This window comes from Micromonospora sp. DT201 (assembly GCF_049841575.1).
Classification (GTDB): domain Bacteria; phylum Actinomycetota; class Actinomycetes; order Mycobacteriales; family Micromonosporaceae; genus Micromonospora.
The window spans coordinates 740,432-758,816 of sequence record NZ_JBNCKP010000001.1 but is presented as its reverse complement, the minus strand read 5'-3'; the positions used below and the strand labels follow the sequence as shown (position 1 = coordinate 758,816).

General features: G+C 70.2%; 15 protein-coding genes and 2 tRNA genes. 5 read left to right on the top strand and 12 right to left on the bottom strand.

All coding sequences use genetic code 11. The annotated features are described in order from the left end of the window. Positions 1-1,064: 1,064 nt before the first annotated feature. Positions 1,065-1,289 (top strand): hypothetical protein, encoded by a 225-nt coding sequence (locus ACLQ28_RS03675; protein ID WP_425684734.1) that lies wholly within the window; start codon positions 1,065-1,067, stop codon positions 1,287-1,289. Between the two features lie 77 nt (positions 1,290-1,366). On the opposite strand, the gene ACLQ28_RS03670 is transcribed toward ACLQ28_RS03675, so the two are convergent. The 6 genes from ACLQ28_RS03670 to ACLQ28_RS03645 all read right to left on the bottom strand — a co-directional run bounded on the left by ACLQ28_RS03670 (position 1,367) and on the right by ACLQ28_RS03645 (position 7,246). Continuing rightward, complete coding sequence (locus ACLQ28_RS03670; RefSeq protein WP_425684733.1) at positions 1,367-2,164, bottom strand: carbon-nitrogen hydrolase family protein; 798 nt, start codon at positions 2,162-2,164, stop codon at positions 1,367-1,369. A 452-nt stretch (positions 2,165-2,616) separates the two neighbouring features. Beyond that, positions 2,617-3,912: an ATP-dependent Clp protease ATP-binding subunit ClpX gene (gene clpX / locus ACLQ28_RS03665; protein WP_204941647.1), complete on the bottom strand. Its 1,296-nt coding sequence runs from the start codon at positions 3,910-3,912 to the stop codon at positions 2,617-2,619. A gap of 211 nt (positions 3,913-4,123) precedes the next feature. Further along, on the bottom strand, positions 4,124-4,786 hold the full coding sequence (locus ACLQ28_RS03660) for an ATP-dependent Clp protease proteolytic subunit (protein ID WP_007464109.1): 663 nt from the start codon (positions 4,784-4,786) through the stop codon (positions 4,124-4,126). Positions 4,787-4,796: 10 nt separating this feature from the next. Beyond that, positions 4,797-5,438: an ATP-dependent Clp protease proteolytic subunit gene (locus tag ACLQ28_RS03655; protein ID WP_088988027.1), complete on the bottom strand. Its 642-nt coding sequence runs from the start codon at positions 5,436-5,438 to the stop codon at positions 4,797-4,799. A gap of 249 nt (positions 5,439-5,687) precedes the next feature. After that, positions 5,688-7,034 (bottom strand): trigger factor, encoded by a 1,347-nt coding sequence (gene tig, locus ACLQ28_RS03650; protein WP_425684732.1) that lies wholly within the window; start codon positions 7,032-7,034, stop codon positions 5,688-5,690. 138 nt (positions 7,035-7,172) lie between these two features. Beyond that, positions 7,173-7,246 (bottom strand) — tRNA-Pro (locus ACLQ28_RS03645). Positions 7,247-7,572: 326 nt separating this feature from the next. Here ACLQ28_RS03645 and ACLQ28_RS03640 point away from each other — a divergent pair. Next, a tRNA-Gly gene (locus ACLQ28_RS03640) sits at positions 7,573-7,643 on the top strand. 55 nt (positions 7,644-7,698) lie between these two features. On the opposite strand, the gene ACLQ28_RS03635 is transcribed toward ACLQ28_RS03640, so the two are convergent. After that, positions 7,699-8,157 carry an N-acetyltransferase gene (locus ACLQ28_RS03635; RefSeq protein ID WP_425684731.1) on the bottom strand — a complete coding sequence of 153 codons (459 nt, stop codon included), beginning with the start codon at positions 8,155-8,157 and terminating at the stop codon, positions 7,699-7,701. A gap of 166 nt (positions 8,158-8,323) precedes the next feature. Between ACLQ28_RS03635 and ACLQ28_RS03630 the strand changes: the two genes are divergently transcribed. Then, complete coding sequence (locus ACLQ28_RS03630) at positions 8,324-10,468, top strand: M14 family zinc carboxypeptidase (protein ID WP_425684730.1); 2,145 nt, start codon at positions 8,324-8,326, stop codon at positions 10,466-10,468. A gap of 293 nt (positions 10,469-10,761) precedes the next feature. Here ACLQ28_RS03630 and ACLQ28_RS03625 read toward each other — a convergent pair whose 3' ends face one another. Continuing rightward, on the bottom strand, positions 10,762-11,307 hold the full coding sequence (locus tag ACLQ28_RS03625) for a hypothetical protein (RefSeq protein WP_425684783.1): 546 nt from the start codon (positions 11,305-11,307) through the stop codon (positions 10,762-10,764). A gap of 140 nt (positions 11,308-11,447) precedes the next feature. Here ACLQ28_RS03625 and ACLQ28_RS03620 point away from each other — a divergent pair, with 140 nt between their 5' ends. After that, positions 11,448-11,789 carry a hypothetical protein gene (locus ACLQ28_RS03620; RefSeq protein WP_425684729.1) on the top strand — a complete coding sequence of 114 codons (342 nt, stop codon included), beginning with the start codon at positions 11,448-11,450 and terminating at the stop codon, positions 11,787-11,789. Between the two features lie 13 nt (positions 11,790-11,802). Here ACLQ28_RS03620 and ACLQ28_RS03615 read toward each other — a convergent pair whose 3' ends face one another. The 4 genes from ACLQ28_RS03615 to ACLQ28_RS03600 form a co-directional block, all read right to left on the bottom strand. Then, positions 11,803-12,270: a ribose-5-phosphate isomerase gene (locus tag ACLQ28_RS03615; protein WP_425684728.1), complete on the bottom strand. Its 468-nt coding sequence runs from the start codon at positions 12,268-12,270 to the stop codon at positions 11,803-11,805. Positions 12,271-12,358: 88 nt separating this feature from the next. Further along, positions 12,359-13,558, bottom strand: a complete 1,200-nt coding sequence (locus ACLQ28_RS03610) for a DUF1015 family protein (protein ID WP_425684727.1) — start codon at positions 13,556-13,558, stop codon at positions 12,359-12,361. Between the two features lie 79 nt (positions 13,559-13,637). Further along, the gene (locus tag ACLQ28_RS03605; RefSeq protein ID WP_425684726.1) at positions 13,638-14,216 is read right to left on the bottom strand and encodes a hypothetical protein; all 579 of its coding nucleotides are present in this window, start codon (positions 14,214-14,216) and stop codon (positions 13,638-13,640) included. Positions 14,217-14,419: 203 nt separating this feature from the next. Next, a complete protein-coding gene (locus ACLQ28_RS03600; protein ID WP_425684725.1) occupies positions 14,420-15,043 on the bottom strand; it encodes a disulfide bond formation protein DsbA in 624 nt (207 codons plus the stop codon). A 220-nt stretch (positions 15,044-15,263) separates the two neighbouring features. Here ACLQ28_RS03600 and pepN point away from each other — a divergent pair, with 220 nt between their 5' ends. Next, on the top strand, positions 15,264-17,813 hold the full coding sequence (pepN, locus tag ACLQ28_RS03595; RefSeq protein ID WP_425684724.1) for an aminopeptidase N: 2,550 nt from the start codon (positions 15,264-15,266) through the stop codon (positions 17,811-17,813). The last annotated feature ends 572 nt before the right edge of the window (positions 17,814-18,385 follow it).

The window sequence follows — 18,385 nt, the reverse complement described above, 5'->3', positions numbered from 1 at the left end:
CTGGCTTTACAAGCACCCTGTTGAGTTCTCAAAGAACAACCACACACCGACCAGAAGCCCCACCTCAGTGGAACCCCGTCTCGGGGCAACCGCTCAAACTTACTTGGTTGAACTTTCATTGTCAACCTCATGTTCGAGGTGATCAATTTGGTTCGTCCGGACCCACGATGACGCACGCCGAACCCGGCGGTCGTTTCTATCATGGGAAGCCGCAGACCGGCCGATCGCCGCTTTGCGGCTCTCCGCCCGGCTCCTGCCGGCTTCAAAACTCTACCCGGTCGGCTTCGCGTTCGCAACCCCGTATCCGGAGTGTTCCGCACCGCCCGATCCTCAGTCTCGCTCGGCGTCCCCGCCACGAGCCTGGCGCCCGTTCTCGGCCGGTTTGTCCGGCCTCCCCCGTGCAGAGAGAAAGTTACGCGGACGGCCCGGAGAAGGCAAATCAGGGTTCATCACTGGTTTGGTCGAACGGATCGCGGCGGTCCCCGGTGCAGCTCGACCACCACGCCAACCACACCCGGCCCGACCGCTACTACCCCGGCCACACCGGGCCGACCGCCACCCAGGCCACGCCCGCCCGCCTTCCGTCGCCATGATCGACACAAGATCGGCGACGTGGGGGCATCCAGGCAATGTGAGGCCCCCACATCGGCGATCTGGTGAGCGCCTCCAGGTCGGCGGATTCGATGGAGTGACGATCACCTTCACCTCAACCACCGCGCCGCCCCGGGCAGCACCCACCTCAACCACACCGCGCGCCCAGGCCGAACCCGATTGCAGCGCGGCCACGCCGCCCGGCCCCACACCGGCCACAGGGGCCACACCGCCCGCCCCACACCGGCTACGCCGGCCACACCGCCCGCCCCACACCGATCACCGCCCGGCCCCACACCGGCCACCGCCCGGCCCCGCACCGGCCACACCGCCCGGGCCGCCACGTCCCATTCCCAGCCCCTCGGGCCGCGCCCACCCACCCCACGTCGCCAAGATCGACGCCAGCACTCGCGACGTCGGGGCATCCAGACAGCGCGACACGCGGGCCGTCCCGACGTGCCAGAGTGTCAAGCATGGATGAGTCCGGGCTCGGCACGAGGGTGTTCGCCGAGGAGTCGCTGCTCGGCCTTCTTCTGCCGTTCTGGCGGGTGGTGATCGGGGCGGTCGTGCTGGTCGTCCTGGTGCTCTCAGTGGGACGACTCGCGCGACGAGGCAGGTCCCGGATGACCACCGCTCTGCTGGTCACCGCCGCGGCGATCGCCGGGTTCGCAGTGATCGGCGTCCTGCTGGAGGGCTGAGGCCCAGAACCACCGGCAGGCCAGGCCGGGCAACCAGAACCACCGGCACGCCAGGCCGGCAACTCGCCTGCTGAGGCTCAGAGCCGCCGGTTACTCAGGCTGGGCAGCTCGGCGCGGACAGCAGCAAGTCGGTCGAGGTCCAGGTCGACGACGGACACCCCCGGGCCGTCTGGCAACTGGGTAAGGACCGTCCCCCACGGGTCGACCACCATGCTGCGCCCAAAGCAGGTGCGACCCGGCTCGTGGTCGCCGGTCTGGCCAGCCGCCGCCACGAAGCACTGGTTCTCGATCGCCCGTGCCCGCAGCAGGACCTCCCAGTGGTCCCGGCCGGTGTGCAACATGAAGGCCGCCGGCACTACCAGCAGCTGTGCGCCCCCATCGGTGGCAAGTAGCCGGTACAGCTCCGGGAAGCGCAGGTCGTAGCAGATCGACAGGCCGACCCGCAGACCCTCGATGTCCACCACCACCGGTTGAACCCCGGGCGCGACACTCGCCGACTCCCGGTAGGAAACCCGGCCGGGTATCTCCACGTCGTACAAGTGGATCTTGCGATAGCTCGCGGCCAGAGTGCCGGAACGGTCGAAGACCAGCGACGTGTTCCAGGTGTGCTCCGGGTCCGGGCCGGCCTCATGGAAGGAGCCGGCCACCAGCCAGATCCCGAGCCGCTGGGCGATCCCGGCAAAGAAGCTGCCGACCTCCCCGTCCACCGGCTCTGGCTCCGGCAACCCGGCGGCGGGACCGAGATAGTCGACGTACTCCGGCAGGACGGCCAGATCCGCGCCGCCGGCGGCCGCGCGTTCCAGCAGGGCCTCCGCAGCGGCCAGATTGGCCTTGCGATCGTCCCGGGCGTTCAGTTGGCAGACGGCGACGCGCATGCGAACAGGGTACGGGCGGAGGGGCAGCGCGGACAGTGTCAGAGGCTCCCCCGGCGCCAACGCGCCAACGCGCCAACGCGCCAACGCGAGACCGTACGCAACCGAGCTGGCGCGCACCGCCACCCTCGGCTACATCTCGGCACTCTCGTCGGCCTGGCCAGAAGGGAAGACGCCGAACAGTGCCCCCACGGCGAGGGAAAACCCGACCAGCCGTGCCGGGAGACCACGTGCCGGCCGCCGCCCTGCCCAGGGCGACCAGAGGGGTGGGCCCGGTAACCGCCGCAGTGGCCCGACAGATGCGCGAACTACGGGCCGCCGGAGGCTGGTCCTTCGATGAGCTGGCCGGTCAGTCCGAGGTGAGCAGGACGGTCACGCCGTCGGGCGATTGGGACCGCCGAACGCGATCACGCCGGCCGCGTCAGGACTGAACGACCGGCGTGACGCGGGGAGGATCAGGCCGACTTCTCCTCGCGGTCCCGCCGGGCCCGACGCCCGGTGAACTCGCGCGGAACGATCGTCGGGTTGACGTTCTCCAGAACCACCTCACGGGTGATCAACACCCTTGCGGCGTCAGGGTTGCTCGGCACCTCGAACATCGCGGAGAGCAGAACCTCCTCGATGATGGCCCGCAGGCCACGGGCACCGGTGCCCCGCAGCATCGCCTGGTCGGCGATCGCCTCCAGCGCCGGCTCGTCGAACTCCAGCTCGACACCGTCGAGCTCGAACAGGCGCTGATATTGCCGGACCAGGGCGTTGCGCGGCTCGGTGAGGATCCGCACCAGGGCGCTGCGGTCCAGGCTGCGCACGTTGGTGATCACCGGCAGCCGACCCACGAACTCGGGGATCAGCCCGAACTTGAGCATGTCTTCCGGCATGACCTGACTGAAGATGTCATCGGTCGACCGCTCGGACACCGACCGGAGCCGGGCACCGAAGCCGGTGCCGCCCTGCCCGGTGCGGGACTCGATGATCTGATCGAGACCGGCGAAGGCGCCACCGCAGATGAACAACACGTTCGTGGTGTCGATCTGGATGAACTCCTGGTGCGGGTGCTTGCGGCCGCCCTGCGGCGGCACGTTGGCGACCGTGCCCTCGAGCATCTTGAGCAGGGCCTGCTGCACGCCCTCACCAGAGACGTCCCGTGTGATCGACGGGTTCTCCGACTTACGGGCGATCTTGTCGACCTCGTCGATGTAGATGATGCCGGTCTCGGCGCGCTTGATGTCGTAATCGGCGGCCTGGATCAGCTTGAGGAGGATGTTTTCCACGTCCTCGCCGACGTAGCCCGCCTCGGTCAGTGCCGTGGCGTCCGCGATGGCGAACGGGACGTTCAACATCCGGGCGAGGGTCTGCGCCAGGTGGGTCTTGCCGCACCCCGTGGGGCCGAGCAGCAGGATGTTGGACTTGGCCAGCTCGACGGCATCACTGCCGGAGCCGGGCGCGTTGGCCGCCTCGGCCTGGATGCGCTTGTAGTGGTTGTAGACCGCGACCGCGAGCGCCTTCTTGGCCTGATCCTGCCCCACGACGTAGTTGTCGAGGAACTGGCAGATCTCCATCGGCTTGGGAAGCTCTTCCCACTTCACCTCGCCGGACTCGGCCAGCTCCTCTTCGATGATCTCGTTGCAGAGATCGATGCACTCGTCGCAGATGTAGACCCCTGGGCCCGCGATGAGTTTCTTGACCTGCTTCTGCGACTTGCCGCAGAAGGAGCATTTCAGTAGGTCGCCGCCGTCACCGATCCGTGCCACCTACGTTCTCCCTGCACTCATCGGCCGGAGACCCGGCCCTGACCTGCGGGCGCTGCGCGCCGCCCGGTTTGGTTCACCCCGCCGGCCGAACCGGCGAAGCGGTACGGACCCGACGTTACCCGCTGGCGGGGCATTCTCCGACCCCCAAAACGGGTGTGTCAGAGGTCGGCCGGGAACGGGTGCCCCCGGCCAACCTCTGACCCGGTACTGCTCAGCTGGCGGAGTGGGTCGCCAGCAAACCCTTCTTGCGGCTGGTCAGGATCGTGTCGACCAGCCCGTACTCCTTGGACTCCTCGGCCGTCATGATCTTGTCCCGGTCGATGTCCTTGCGAACCTGCTCGATCGGACGGTTGCAGTGGCGGGACAGCATGTCCTCCAGCTGCGTCCGCATCCGCAGGATCTCCCGGGCCTGGATCTCGATGTCCGAGCCCTGCCCGTAGCCGCCCTCGGTGGCCGGCTGGTGGATGATGATCCGCGAGTTCGGCAGAGCCATCCGCTTACCCGCGGTGCCCGCCGACAGCAGCACCGCCGCCGCGCTGGCGGCCTGGCCGAGGCAGACCGTCTGGATGTCCGGACGGACGTACTGCATGGTGTCGTAGATCGCCGTCATCGCGGTGAACGAGCCACCCGGCGAGTTGATGTACATGATGATGTCGCGGTCCGGATCGGTGCCCTCGAGCGTCAGCAGCTGGGCCATCACGTCGTTGGCTGACGCGTCGTCCACCTGGACGCCGAGGAAGATGATCCGGTCCTCGAAGAGCTTGTTGTACGGGTTCGACTCCTTGACCCCGTACGACGTGCGCTCGACGAACGACGGCAACACATAGCGGTTGTGCACGGCCGCGAACTGGGGCGGCAAGCTCAGATCGGTCATCGTCAGCTCCTCAGCTCAGGGTCCCGGCGCCATCCGGAACCTGAGCGGCCCCGATGATCACCTTGTCGATGAAGCCGTAGTCCATGGCCTCCTGGGCGGTGAACCAACGGTCCCGGTCCGAGTCCGCCTCGATCTGCGACTGGTCTTGGCCGGTGTGGTGCGCGACCCGCTCCTGGAACATCCGCTTCGTGTAGAGCATCTGCTCCGCCTGGATGGCGATGTCGGACGCCGTGCCGCCCAGACCACCGGACGGCTGGTGCATCATGATCCGGGCGTGGGGCAGGGCGTACCGCTTGCCCTTGGTGCCCGCGCAGAGCAGCAGCTGGCCCATCGAGGCAGCCATGCCCATCGCCACGGTCGACACGTCGTTGTCGATGAACTGCATGGTGTCGTAGATCGCCATGCCGGAGTAGACCGAGCCACCCGGCGAGTTGATCCACAAATTGATGTCGCGGTCCGGGTCCTCCGCGGCGAGCAGCAGCAGCTGCGCGCAGATGCGGTTGGCGACCTGGTCGGTCACCTCACTGCCCAGGAAGATGATGCGTTCCTTGAGCAACCGGTTGTAGACCGAGTCGTCGAGGTTGCCAATGGAGTCGCCACCGCGCGCGTCAATCGCCCGGAGCGACTTCTTGGGGATGTGCATGTCGGTCATGGCAGCCCTTCGCTCTCCGTACCGTCTTTCCCGACACTAACCGCTGTGCGGGGCGGCAGAGTCCCGGTCGGGGCACTGTTCGCTCTCAGCGCAGCTGTATCGGGGGCACCCGCGGCGCGGGCTTCCCGGGCGTACCCGGCAACGCTGACTTCCCGGGCGTACCCGGCAACGCTGACTTCCCGGGCGTACCCGGAAAAGAATTCGGCCGCCGTCCGCCGCTGCGCGGTGGACGACGGCCGCATCCGACGATCAGTGGTCGTGGTTGTGCTCGGCCTCGTTGGCGGCGCGCAGCGCGTCAAGGGTGATCCCGTTGCCGGCCGAGTCCTTGATCGAGATCCGCTCCATGACGGCGGCGAGCGCCTTGCCCCGCCGCACGTCGCCGAAGACCGCAGCGGCTGCGCCGGAGCGCACCAGCTGGTCGTAGTACTGCTGAGGGGCCATCCCGGCACGCTGCGCCCGGTGCACGATCTCGTGACCGAACTCGTCGTCGGAGACCTGCACGTCCTCCGCGTCGGCCAGGGTGTCCAACAGGAGCTGGACCTTGACGCCCTCGGTCGCCGCCTCGGTCAGCTCGGCGTCGATCTGCTCCTCGGTCTTCTCCTCGGCCGCGAGGTATTCCTCCATGGAGGCGCCGATGCGCTCCAGCTGGTCGACCATCGCCTGCTTACGGCTGGCGACCTCCTCGCGGACGACGCCCTCCGGTGCCGGAATCTCGGCTGCCTCGACGAGCTGCGAGAGCGCCTTGTCGCGAGCGGCGTAGATCTGCTCGACCTGCTTGCCCTGGGTGACCCGTGCACGCAGGTCGCCGCGCAGCTCCTCGATCGTGTCGAACTCGCTCGCCATCTGAGCGAACTCGTCGTTCAGCTCCGGCAGCTCCTTCTCCTTGACCGTGCGCACGGTCACCGCCACCTCGGCGTCCCGACCGGCGAAGTCGCCGCCGACCAACTGGGTGGTGAAGGTGGTGTCCTCGCCGGCGGCGAGGCCGACCACGGCCTCGTCGAGGCCCGGCAGGAGCTGCTTGCTGCCCACCTCGTGGGAGATGTTGCTCGCCTGGCCGCCCGGCACGTCCTCGCCGTCGACGGTGGCGTTCAGGTCGATCTGGACGTAGTCACCCTCGGCGGCGGCCCGCTCGACGGTCTTGAGGGTCGCGAAACGCTCCCGCAGGTTCTTTACCTGCTCGTCGATCTCGCTCTCGTCGATCTGCAGCTCGTCGACGGTCACCTCGATGGTGGTCGCGTCCGGGATGGTGATCTCCGGACGGACGTCGACCTCAGCGGTGAAGTTCAGCGAGTCACCGTCGTTGAACTCGGTGATCTCAACCTCGGGGCGCCCCAGCGTCTTCAGGTCGTGCTCGCGCACCGCGGCGAGGATGTTCTCCGGGATGGCATCCTGGACCGCCTCGTTGAGGACGGTGCCCCGGCCCACCCGCTGGTCGATCACCGCGGTCGGCACCTTGCCCCGGCGGAAGCCCGGAACCTGGACCTGCGAACCGATCTCCCGGTACGCCTTCTTGAGGCTCGGCTCGAGCTCGACGAACGGCACCTCGATGGCGAGCCGCACGCGCGTCGGGCTCAGAGTCTCGACGGTGCTCTTCACAGGCGTACTCCTTGACGGATCTCAGTTGAGTCTGGGCGTAATTCAGCCCATCGAGTGTAGGTGAGCCGGCCTGCCACACCGGCAGCGCCCGGGAACCGCACTATGCGGCACCCGGGGCGGCTCGGCCGCGGACGACAGTCGGGGTGGCGGGATTTGAACCCACGGCCCCTCGCTCCCAAAGCGAGTGCGCTACCAAGCTGCGCCACACCCCGTGGCGACGTGCAGTCTATGCCGTCGGCACGACTCAGGCGGGGCCGGGGCACCCCCCACCCGGACATATCCCCTGAAGGCACCCTTACCACCCAGCTGCGCTCGCCGCCGCCATAGCCGCCTGCGGCCCGCGACCCGACCGGCAGGCCCGACCCCCGGCCCGCCTCCAAGATCCACGCAACGTCGGGGAAAGTGCTGCTTCCCGGCGGGCCGAAGCCGCAACATTCCCGAGGTTGCGCGGATCTTGGGGCCGCGCCGGTGGTGCGGCTACACAGCCGGCATCGCGATTGGGTACGCTGTCAGCGCGCCCCGCAGTGGCGGGGTGCACGCGGGCGTAGCTCAATGGTAGAGCTTCAGTCTTCCAAACTGACTACGCGAGTTCGATTCTCGTCGCCCGCTCAACGGATTCCGGCCCAGGCCAGAGGCGATGCCACCACGGATCACCTCGGACGCGTCACGAGGCGCGCGGCAGCGCGAGCCACTCCTTCCAGGTGATGTCCCGGCCCAGATAACGGGGCTGCTGGAAGGGCCAGTCGGTGGCGATCCACTGCGGCACCAACGCGTCGAGCGCGCTCTCCTCCTCGCCGCCGACAAGGTCGTCCACCACCCACCAGGACACCTCGCCGTCGGAGCCGGTGCGCTCCGGCGGGTCGATGTAGACGCAGCCGAGGATCGCCGTCTCCCCCTCGTCCAGCAGCGCGTAGTTGAACGACTCGTGCGCGGCTATCTCCTTTTCGTGCCGCAGCAGGTCGATCCGGTCCTCCTCATAGGTCATCGCCTCCGGGGGCCACCCCCAGGCCGGGCCGAATATCTCCCACAGGCGCTCCCGGGAACCCATCACGGCGGGGTAGTCGAGCGCGGTGTCCGCCTCCCGGATCGGCCGCAGGTGAAGCGCGGTGTGCGGTACGGGCACGTGGACAGGGTGGACAAAGTCGTCCGGCAACCAACTCATAAGGGCCGAGGCTACAACCGAGCGGCACGAGAGCCCGCGGATCGGCGGCCGGAGACTCCGACCTTGACAGGCATCGACCTATGCACTGATGTGAGAGCCAAGACATCGATGTCCGTCAGGAGGGCACATGATCGTCCGACGACGGTGGACAGCTGCCGCCACCACAGCGATCCTGTTCAGCGCAGTGTTGTCTCACCCCGGTCCGGGAAGCGCGGCACCCGCCGATCCGGCCACACCGATCACCCTGAGCACCGGCGAAACCGCCCTGGTCCGCGTACAGCTACGCGATCAGGCGCAACTCGACCGGCTGGTCGCCACCGGCGCTGACCTGGCCAACCGGCCCCGTGCCCGGGACGGGCGGATCCTCGCCGACCTGGTGCTCACCGGCGCGCAACTCGCCGAGCTGACCGCGCAGGGCGCAACCGCGGTCCAAGTCGTGCAGCGTGCCGAGGACGGCAGCCAGCACTACGCCGACAGCGTCCGCGCGGCTCAGGCCCGCACCGCCGCCGGGCTACGCGCTCCGGCGGCCGGCCAACGGACCACCGCCGCCGCAGCCGTGGACACCCTCCAGGTGCAGCAGGCGTACTGGTGGACCACCGGTGGGCAGGCGTTCCTGCAGGCTCAGGTTGCCACCACCGCCACCGACGACCCGGATGTGGAGATCACCGTCAACTGGCGGACGGCGGACGGCGTCACCGGGTCCTTCCCTCTAGGTCGGTTCGAGGACTCCGGCGAATACCAGTACCACTACGCGCTCCCCCAGCCGGTGCCAAGCCGGCCGGTTCAGCTGAGCGCCACCTCCAGCCTCGGCGGCGTCAGCCGGGTGATCACTCCGACGCTCTGGCCCAACGCCGCCCCACCGCCGCTGCCGGCCGGCTACCAGAAGGACTTCATCGACGCGTACCTGACGCCGACGGACATCCAGGCGCGGATCAAACGGTTGGCCCGCCAGTACCGGGACCTGGTCGACGTGATCGACCTGCCGAACAAGACCCAGGGATACCGACGCAACGCCGTCGCCTACCTGGGGGACCCGACGGTGGGCGCCGTGGTGGTCGAGTCGGTCCGCTTCGGCGACCAGGGCATGAACGGTGTCCAGGTGCGGACGGTCGACCCGGGCCGGCGAAACCGCCCACTGACCGTCGGCTACCGCGACCGCGTCCTCACGGTCTCGCTGGCCACCGACACCGCAGGCAAGACGGTGAGCACCACCGACGAAGTCGCGGCAGCGATCAACGCCCGCCAACCGGGCCGGTTCCAGGCCACCGTCGAGGACGGCTCGGCCGGGCTACCGATGCCGGTCGCCGGACCCGCCCGACTCGACGACGGCCTGCAGGGCACCGAGGTGCCGGCACGGCCCTGGACGGTGCAGGCGCTGCGCCTCGGCGTGCACCGGGACGGCTCCCGGGTCGGGGTGCTCGCGTACTCCCAGGAACACGCCCGGGAGTGGGCCACGCCGCTTGTGACGCTGGAGTTCGCCGAGCGGATGCTGGCCAACGCCCGCACCGACCCGGCCACCCGGGAGTTGCTGGAGCAGGTCGACATCTTCGTCATCCCGATGGTCAACCCCGACGGCGCGAACTACTCCTTCAACGACTTCAACTTCCAGCGCAAGAACCTGGTCAACCACTGCACCGGGCCGGCCCGCGACCCGAAGAACCGAACGTCGTGGGGCGTCGACATCAACCGCAACTACACCGTCGGGTCGTACTTCGACGGCTATGTGGGCGGCAGCGCCAACTGCCTGTCCGGCACCTACTCGGGCACCGCTGAGCTGTCCGAGGCGGAGAGCAGCAACGTCATCGCGCTCGCCCAGGCACATTCGAACATCAAGTTCGCGATGAACGTCCACTCCTACGGCGGGTACTTCATGTGGCCGCCGGGGGCGTACCGGGCCGACGGGCGGATCACCCTGCCCCGGCCGTCGATCGACGAGTCGACGCTGTTCCTCAACAGCGCCCGGCGGATCGTCGGTGCCATCACACAGGAACGCGGCACCGTCACCTGGCCGTCGCAGACCGGCCCGGTCGCCGACGTGCTCTACTCCGCTGCCGGCAACTCGGCCGACCAGCTCTACTACGAGCTGGGCATCTTCGCCTGGGACTTCGAGGTCGGGAACGACAGGTGGAACCCGGCCACCAGCGAGTGGGAGGCCGTCGGCTTCCAGCCGCCGTTCGACGAGGCGCACGGCGAGTCCCAGGAGTACGCCGGCGGGTTGGTGGAGCTGGTCCGGGTGGCCCGCGACTACGCGGCGGCTCAGCCCGCTCCCTGATCCTCCCGGCGGTGCCGTGCCCGCGTGCCGGACACGGCACCGCCGGCCGGGCCGCAGCGGGCGCTGTCGGCTCAGGCGAAGCGCGGTTTACCGCAAGAGTTACGGCCCAGGGAACGCGGCGGGCTGTCGACAGGTGCTGCCGAGAGACGGACCGCCCGACTACGGATGAACCGTGGTCAGCGGGGTATGCGGCGGCCCTGTCTGGTGGAGGAGACGACCAGCCTCGCGGCGTGCCGCGAGGCTGACGCCCGGGCGGGCGGCGCTCGCCGGCCGCCTGGGCGTTTCCTCGATTCTCAGTTCGAGGAGATCCAGTTCCAGGCCGAGACGACCCACTCGGTCTGCTGAAGCCACGCCACACCCAGGCCAGCGAGGAACACCGCCGTCGCCAGGTGGGCACCTCGGGCGCTGCGGCGGACCCGCCCGAGCTGCCGCTCCAGGACCACCCGGCCGACGAGTCGGGACAGGGCGAACAGGCCGATCGCCACCAGCAGACTGAGCACCAGCACCAGCAGCGGGCCGCTCAGGTCACCCTGGCCGGAGAGCGCCCAGATCCCCCAGCACACGAACGCGAAGAGCCCGGCGGTCGCACTCCACTCACCGCCGCGACGCAGCTGCGCCATCCGCCAGCTCAGCGACCGGCGCGGGACCGGCTCGCCGGGCCAGCCGGTGCCGGTCGGCTCCTGCTCGACCACCGGGAACGGCTCGGTCCGCGGGCTGCGCGGCTGACCCACCGGGGCCACGCCCCGGCGGAACCCGTCGCGCTGCGGCGGCACCCCGACGCCGGCCTGCGGTGGCACCTCCACGGTCCGTTCCGCCCACGGCTGCGTCTGGTCTGCCATCTCGTCCTCCCCCTGACCGACGGCATCACCGCCGCCTGGATCCGAGGGTAGCCAGCCGGCCAACAGGTCGCAGAACCTGCCCGAGACGCGGCGCGGCACGACAGCGCCGGATCGCATGCCCGCCAGGGTACGGTCGGCTGATGGGTGACCCCGACCGACGACGCCGACGGCTACGCCACCACCCCGACGCCGAGCCGGCCGATCGGGGCGGCGACAGCCCGACGGCCAGCACCGCGGGTGTGCATGACAACGACAACCCGCCGCCGCGCCGCAGAGGCCCGGGCGGCGACGAGCGCGACGGCGAGCGAGGGCTGCGCGGATTGGTCGGTTCTGGCTCGTCCCAGGTGGGGCTGAGCGCCGCGCTGCGGGCCCGGGACGCCGCCAGACCCACCGACGACGACCTGGCCGAGGCGGAGGCCCGGGTGGTGGTCGTCCGACGTAACTGGGTGCCCCGCGAGGAGTTGCCCCGCTCGCCGCGCTGACCGCCAGACCGGGTCAGGGCAGGTCGGGCAGCTGCCGGGTCCGCTCGTACTCGGCCACCTGGGTGATCCGACGGGCATGCCGCTCGTTGCCGGAGAACGGCGTGTTCAGGAATGCCTCGACGATGCCGGTTGCCTCGTCCAACGTGTGCTGGCGGGCACCGACCGCGACCACGTTCGCGTCGTTGTGCTGGCGGGCAAGCTGAGCGGTCTCCACGTTCCAGGCCAGTGCGGCGCGGACCCCGGCGACCTTGTTCGCGGCGATCTGCTCACCGTTGCCGGACCCACCGATGACCACCCCGAGGCCCGTCTCGTCAGCCACCACCTGGTCGCCGGTGTGCAGGCAGAACGTGGGGTAGTCGTCGTCCGGGTCGTAGCCGTGCGGACCGACGTCGACGACGTCGTACCCCTGCATGGCCAGGTGGTTGGCCAGGTGCACCTTCAACTCGAAGCCGGCGTGATCGGATCCCAGGTAGACGCGCATACCGGGCAGTCTGTCAGGCCGCGCTCTCCGACGTCGCACGGGCGGCGTCGGAGAGCCGGGTTCGTCACACGGTCGGGTCCGCGGCCGCTCAGCGCGGCAGTTCGGCGACAACCAGACCGCCACGCGCCTTCGGGGTGAACCAGGTGCTCTTGCGGGGCATCTTCTCCCGGGCCAGGTTGACCGCGACGAAGTCCGCCACGGTCACCGGCGCGATCAGGACGGCCAGCTCAGCCCGCCCGGCGTCGACCTCACCGGTGAGCCAGCTCGCCGGGTAGTCACCGCCGACGTAGGTGATCCGCTTGTCGCCCGGGTCCAGCCCGAGCGCGTCGCGCAGCAGCAACCGCTCGACCCGGGCGTGGTCCAGGTTCTCCAGGTCGCCTGCGGCCGTGGCGGGCAGGCGCACCGCGTACCCCTGGCCGTCGAGGCGAAGGTGCACGGTGCCGCCGGCCGCCGGGACCTCGACCGGGCCGTCGATCGGCTCAACCTCGGCGCCCGCGGCCCGCAGCCGGTCGAGCAGCTCGGCCGGTGTGGTGGTCAGCTCGCTGACCAGCCGGTTGTACGGCTGGATGGCCACCGACGCGGGGGTGGTGACCACGGCCAGGAAGCGCGGCAGGCCGCCGGTCTGGGCGGCCAGACTGCGGTGGTTACCGTCCGCGACGACCAGCTCCCCGCCACCGGCGAGGGCGGTCAGCGCGGCCTGCTCCGGGCCGGGGCCGAGCAGCCAGATGGCGTGCGTGCGCCCCGCCTGGTCGGTGTCCGTCGCAGCGGGCGCGCCGGCCGTGTCGGTCGCCTCCGCGAGGGCGGCGTGCAGCTCGTCGCCACGCCCGGTCTGCAACAGGAGTACGGGTGAGAGAAGGTGACCCAACGCCTCGGCCAGCGCCACCCGCTCGCGCACCTTGGCGATGAAGACGTCCTCGTTGCGGATGACCAGGCCCGGCTCGTCGGCCCGGGTGGAGATCTGGTCGGTGTCCACCATTGCGAACAGCCCGTACGCCGGCTCCTCGCCAGGCGCGCTGATGCGGTAGAGCACCACCACCTGCTCGGCAGGGGTGTAGCTCCCGTCGGCCTTGGTCTCGGCGAGGCGGGCCACCGCGTCCGGCAGCGCGTCGAGGAACGACTTACCCAGGCTCTGCGGGGCACGATGCGGCATCTCGATGCCGAGAGCACTGTGCGGGTTCGCTTCGATGATCGCGGTGATCTCCGCGTCGTCGGCGAACTCGTCGTAGTTTTGGGCGCCGGTGCCACCAGTGGTGACCCAGGCCCGGGAGATCGGATGCACGACCGTCATGCCCACTGACGCTACCGGCGACGGTGTCACCGCCGACGGGGACCCGCAGGGCGTCCACCAGATGAAAGCGCTGGGCCGCTCAGCTGGCGCGGTCGGACGCGCCCCGGCGGTGCCTGCCTGCCGTTGCGGGCCCACCGTTGCCCCGTCGGCCGGTCGCGGTCGGCCCGGTGTTCACGGCGCGCCGAGGCGACGCGGGCGGCCCCGGCACCGGACGCTCGGGAGGCGGCGACGGGACGGGCCGCGGGCTCAGCGGCGGCGTCGGCACCGGACGCGGGGCGGCGGGTGCCGGCGGAGGCGGCGCGGGTTCGGCCGGCGCGGCCGCCGACGCAAGGACCGGAGCCGACGGTACGGGGGCAGCCACGACCGGAACCGGCGGTAGGGCCTCGTGAACCGGAGCTACCGGCGGCACGGGCTCGGCGAGCGCTGCCGCAGGGTCGGCCGACACGGCGTCGCCGGGTGGGTTGAGGCGGGAGGTCACCGGCACGCGAGCCACGCCGACCACGATGGGCGGGGCGAGCAGGTCCACCACGTGGGCGGGAAGGTCGGGGCGGACCGTCGGCCAGCGGGAGTCGTCGACCGACCAGTAGGCCGCGCCGGGAGTCTCGATCACCCCCTGCCGGGTCAGCTGATCGTCACCGGACGCACGGTGCTTGGCCATCGGGAATGCCTCCACGAGCTGCGGCGTGCGGCCCTGCGGGTCGCTGCGGCGGACATGCAGGCCAACGAGCCCGACGGTCTTCCGGTGACGGGGCAGGCACCGCTGTAGCGCGACACGCCGAGCGAGGCGCGGTGCGGTGCGCCGTCAGAAAGGGCCCCCCGTTCGACGCGCGGCGTTGAACAGGGGGCCCCTTTCCACACAGCTCAGTCGAAGATCGGGCCCTGCTCACGCGTGCGCTTGAGCTCGTAGAAGCCAGGGGTGCTGGCGACCAGCAGTACGCCGTCCCAGAGTCGGCCCGCAGCCTCCCCCTTCGGCGCCGGGGTGATCACCGGGCCGAAGAACGCGACCGGGCTGCCGTCCGGGCCGGGCGCGTGAACGACCGGGGTGCCGACGTCCTGCCCGACCGGGCGCATGCCGGCCTCGTGGCTGGCCCGCAGCGCCTCGTCGTAATCGGTGCTGCCGGCGGCCGCGGCCAGCGCCGGGTCCAGGCCGACGTCGGTCAGCGCGGCGGCGTAAAGCTCTGGCCCGAGCTGCTCCTTGCCGAGGTGGATCCGGGTGCCCAGCGCGGTGTAGAGCTTGCGCACCGCGTCCGAGCCGTGCTGCTGCTCCACGGCGATGCAGACCCGCACCGGACCCCAGCCGTTGTTCATCAACTCCCGGTACTGCTCGGGCAGATCCCGCCCCTCGTTGAGCACCGACAGGCTCATCACGTGGAAGCGGACGTCTACTGCCCGGACCTGCTCGACCTCCAGCAGCCAACGGGAGGTGATCCATGCCCATGGGCAGATCGGGTCGAACCACATGTCAGCGGTGACACGTTCGGTCACGGTGAGATCCCTTCGCGACGGGTGGCGCCGGCAGTCCGGCGTCTCCTCGAATCTTCACCCCGCGGTCCATCGAGCGACACCGGAATGAGAGCGTGACCTCGGCCACCGCGGGCTGCCCGTACGTGGAAGACTCGGATCGGGCTGGCCGCCACGAGCGGTTGGCGAACGGGCGCCGCCGGGCGTACGGCGAATTGTGGGATGGAGACGAACAGTGCCGGGAGTGCGCAACCTGACGCAGGTCGAGGCGACCGAGCGGGCCCGCCTACTCAACGTGACGGGATACGACATCAGTCTGGACCTGTCGACCGCCGTGCTGGCGACGGACGGCCGCACGTTCCGGTCGACCACCGAGGTCCGGTTCCGCTGCGCCGAGCCAGGCGCGAGCACGTTCATCGAGCTGGCCGCCGAGTCGGTGCGGTCCGCGACGCTGAACGGCGCGCCGGTCGACCTCTCCGACTGGTCAGCCGAGAAGGGTCTCGTCCTGTCCGGGTTGGAGAGCGACAACACCCTGGTGGTCGACGCCGACTTCGGTTACTCCAACAGCGGCCAGGGTCTGCACCGCACGGTCGACCCGGTGGACGGCGAGACGTACCTCTACAGCCAGTTCGAGACGGCCGACGCGCAGCGGGTCTTCGCCTGCTTCGACCAGCCGGACCTGAAGAGCGTCTACACCTGGCACGCCACGGTGCCTGCGCACTGGCGGGCGGTTTCCAACATGCCCGTGCAGCGGGAGGAGCCGGCGGGTGAAGGGCTCAAGACGCTGCACTTCACCGAGTCGCCCCGGATGAGCACCTACATCACGGCGATGTGCGCCGGGCCGTACCACGAGGTGCGCGACAGTCACGACGGCATCGACCTGGGGGCGTTCTGCCGGGCGTCGATGGCGCAATATCTGGACTCCGACGACCTGTTCCTGATCACCAAGCAGGGCTTCGACTTCTTCCACGAGAAGTTCGGCGTGCGCTACCCGCTGCCGAAGTACGACCAGCTCTGGGTGCCCGACTTCAACGCCGGCGCGATGGAAAACTTCGGCTGCGTGACGCACGCCGAGTCGCACTACCTGTTCCGCTCGCAGGTCACCGACTTCGAGTACGAGCAGCGGGCCAACACGATCCTGCACGAGCTGGCCCACATGTGGTTCGGCGACCTGGTCACCATGCGCTGGTGGAACGACCTGTGGCTGAACGAGTCGTTCGCCGAGTGGGCCAGCCACTGGTGCAACACCAACGCGACCCGGTTCACCGAGGCGTGGACGACGTTCCTGTCCATCCGGAAGAACTGGGGCTACCGGCAGGACCAGCTCTCCTCCACCCACCCGGTCTACACCGAGATGCCGGACATGGAGGCCGTCGAGGTCAACTTCGACGGCATCACCTACGCCAAGGGCGCGAGCGTGCTCAAGCAGCTTGTCGCGTACGTCGGTGAGGAGCCGTTCGTCGCCGGGCTGCGGGCCTACTTCGGCAAGCACGCCTGGGGCAACGCCACCTTCGACGACCTACTCACCGAGCTGGAGGCCGCGTCCGGCCGGGAGCTGCGCAAGTTCGCCGCGCAGTGGCTGGAGACCGCGCAGGTCAACACCCTGCGGCCGGAGGTGACGATCGGCGCGGACGGGACGTACGAGCAGGTGGTCGTGCGGCAGGAAGCGCCAGCGGCGTACCCGACGCTGCGTACGCACCGGATCGGCGTGGGCCTGTACGACCTGACCGACGGGCGGCTGGTCCGCCGCGAGCGACACGAGGTGGACGTCACCGGCGAACGGACGGACCTCGCCGAGCTGCGCGGCGTCCGCGCCGCCGACGTGCTGCTGCTCAACGACGACGACCTGAGCTACACCAAGCTGCGCCTCGACGACCGCTCGATGGCGACCGTGGTGCAGCACATCGGCGGCTTCGAGTCGTCGCTGGCGCGGGCACTGTGCTGGACCGCAGCATGGGACATGATCCGCGATGCCGAGCTGTCGGCGCGCGACTACGTGGCGCTGGTGCTGACCGGGCTCCCCGCGGAGACCGACATCAACCTGGTCACCGCGACCCTGCGGCAGGCGACCACCGCGATCGCCCTCTACGCCGACGCGGCCTGGGCGCCGACCGGCTGGGCCGAGCTGGCCCGTACCGCCCGTGACGCGCTCGCCGCCGCCGAGCCCGGCAGCGGATTCCAGCTTGCCTGGGCCCGTGCGTACGCCTCGGCCGCCCGCTCCGAAGAGGACCTGGCGACGCTGCGCGGCTGGCTGGCCGGCACCGGTGCGCCGGCCGGGCTGACCGTGGACACCGAGCTGCGCTGGTCGGTTCTCGCCGCGCTGGTGGCCAACGGCGCCGCCGGTGCCGCCGAGATCGAGGCGGAGTTGGCCAACGACCGCACCGCCAGCGGCGAGCGGGAGGCGGCGTACGCGCACGCGCTGGTGCCGACGGTAGAGAACAAGGAGGCCGTCTGGGCGCTGCTGACCGGCCCGGACGCGCTGCCCAACTGGCGCCACCGGGCGCTCTTGCAGGGCCTCGCCCACCCGGCGCAGGTGGAGCTGATCGCCCCGTACCGGGAGCGGTACTTCGCGGCGGTCGGCCAGGTGTGGGCCACCCGGGACAGCGAGCCGGCGCAGGAGTTCGCCCAGCTCGCATACCCGACCTACCTGGTGGAGGACGACACCGTGGCGGCCACCGACACGTGGCTGGCCGGTGACGGGCACCCGGGCCCGCTGCGCCGGCTGGTAGCCGAGGGCCGCGACGGCGTGGTGCGCGCGCTCAAGGCCCGCGCGAAGGACGCCCAGCAGAGCTGAGCAGGGAGTACGCGGCCCGGGGCCGGCGTGGGTGCAAACCCGCGCCGGCCCTTGGTCGACGTGAGCGCAAGCCGGCGCCGATCCTTGGCCGACGTGAGCGCAAGCCCGCCCCGGCCCTTGGCGGACGTGGGTGCAAGCCCGCGCCACCCCCGAGCCGCGTGGCTGCAAGCCCGCGCCACCCAGGCCAACGCAAGCCCCGTGCCGTCGCAGGCCAACGCCGTACGAGCCCGCGCCGCCGCAGGCCCACGCCAGCCCGCGCCGCCAGGCCAGCGTGGCTCACTTGATCCACTCCATATCGCCGATGTGGGGGTGTCCTGGCGGCCGGATACCCCTATATCGCCGATATGGAGTTGATCATCGACCGGTGATGGTCGCCGAACGCGCTTGGCCGTGATGATCAGGCCCAGGCTGCAAGATCACGATCGAACATGGAGGTAGGGGTCTCCGACGAGTTGGAGACCCCTACCTCATGGATCTAGCACGATCTTGCGAGGCACGGCACGGGCGCGAGGCACGGCACGGGCGCGAGGCACGGCACGGGCGCGAGGCACGGCACGGGCGCACGGCACCGC

Coding starts and splice junctions, on each gene's coding strand:
- ACLQ28_RS03620 (WP_425684729.1), top strand. CDS start 11,448: ATGGGTGACCCCGACCGACGACGCCGACGGCTACGCCACCACCCCGAC.
- ACLQ28_RS03605 (WP_425684726.1), bottom strand. CDS start 14,216: ATGGCCAAGCACCGTGCGTCCGGTGACGATCAGCTGACCCGGCAGGGG.
- ACLQ28_RS03670 (WP_425684733.1), bottom strand. CDS start 2,164: ATGCGCGTCGCCGTCTGCCAACTGAACGCCCGGGACGATCGCAAGGCC.
- ACLQ28_RS03630 (WP_425684730.1), top strand. CDS start 8,324: ATGATCGTCCGACGACGGTGGACAGCTGCCGCCACCACAGCGATCCTG.
- ACLQ28_RS03660 (WP_007464109.1), bottom strand. CDS start 4,786: ATGACCGATCTGAGCTTGCCGCCCCAGTTCGCGGCCGTGCACAACCGC.
- ACLQ28_RS03655 (WP_088988027.1), bottom strand. CDS start 5,438: ATGACCGACATGCACATCCCCAAGAAGTCGCTCCGGGCGATTGACGCG.
- ACLQ28_RS03625 (WP_425684783.1), bottom strand. CDS start 11,307: ATGGCAGACCAGACGCAGCCGTGGGCGGAACGGACCGTGGAGGTGCCA.
- ACLQ28_RS03610 (WP_425684727.1), bottom strand. CDS start 13,558: ATGACGGTCGTGCATCCGATCTCCCGGGCCTGGGTCACCACTGGTGGC.
- ACLQ28_RS03615 (WP_425684728.1), bottom strand. CDS start 12,270: ATGCGCGTCTACCTGGGATCCGATCACGCCGGCTTCGAGTTGAAGGTG.
- ACLQ28_RS03675 (WP_425684734.1), top strand. CDS start 1,065: ATGGATGAGTCCGGGCTCGGCACGAGGGTGTTCGCCGAGGAGTCGCTG.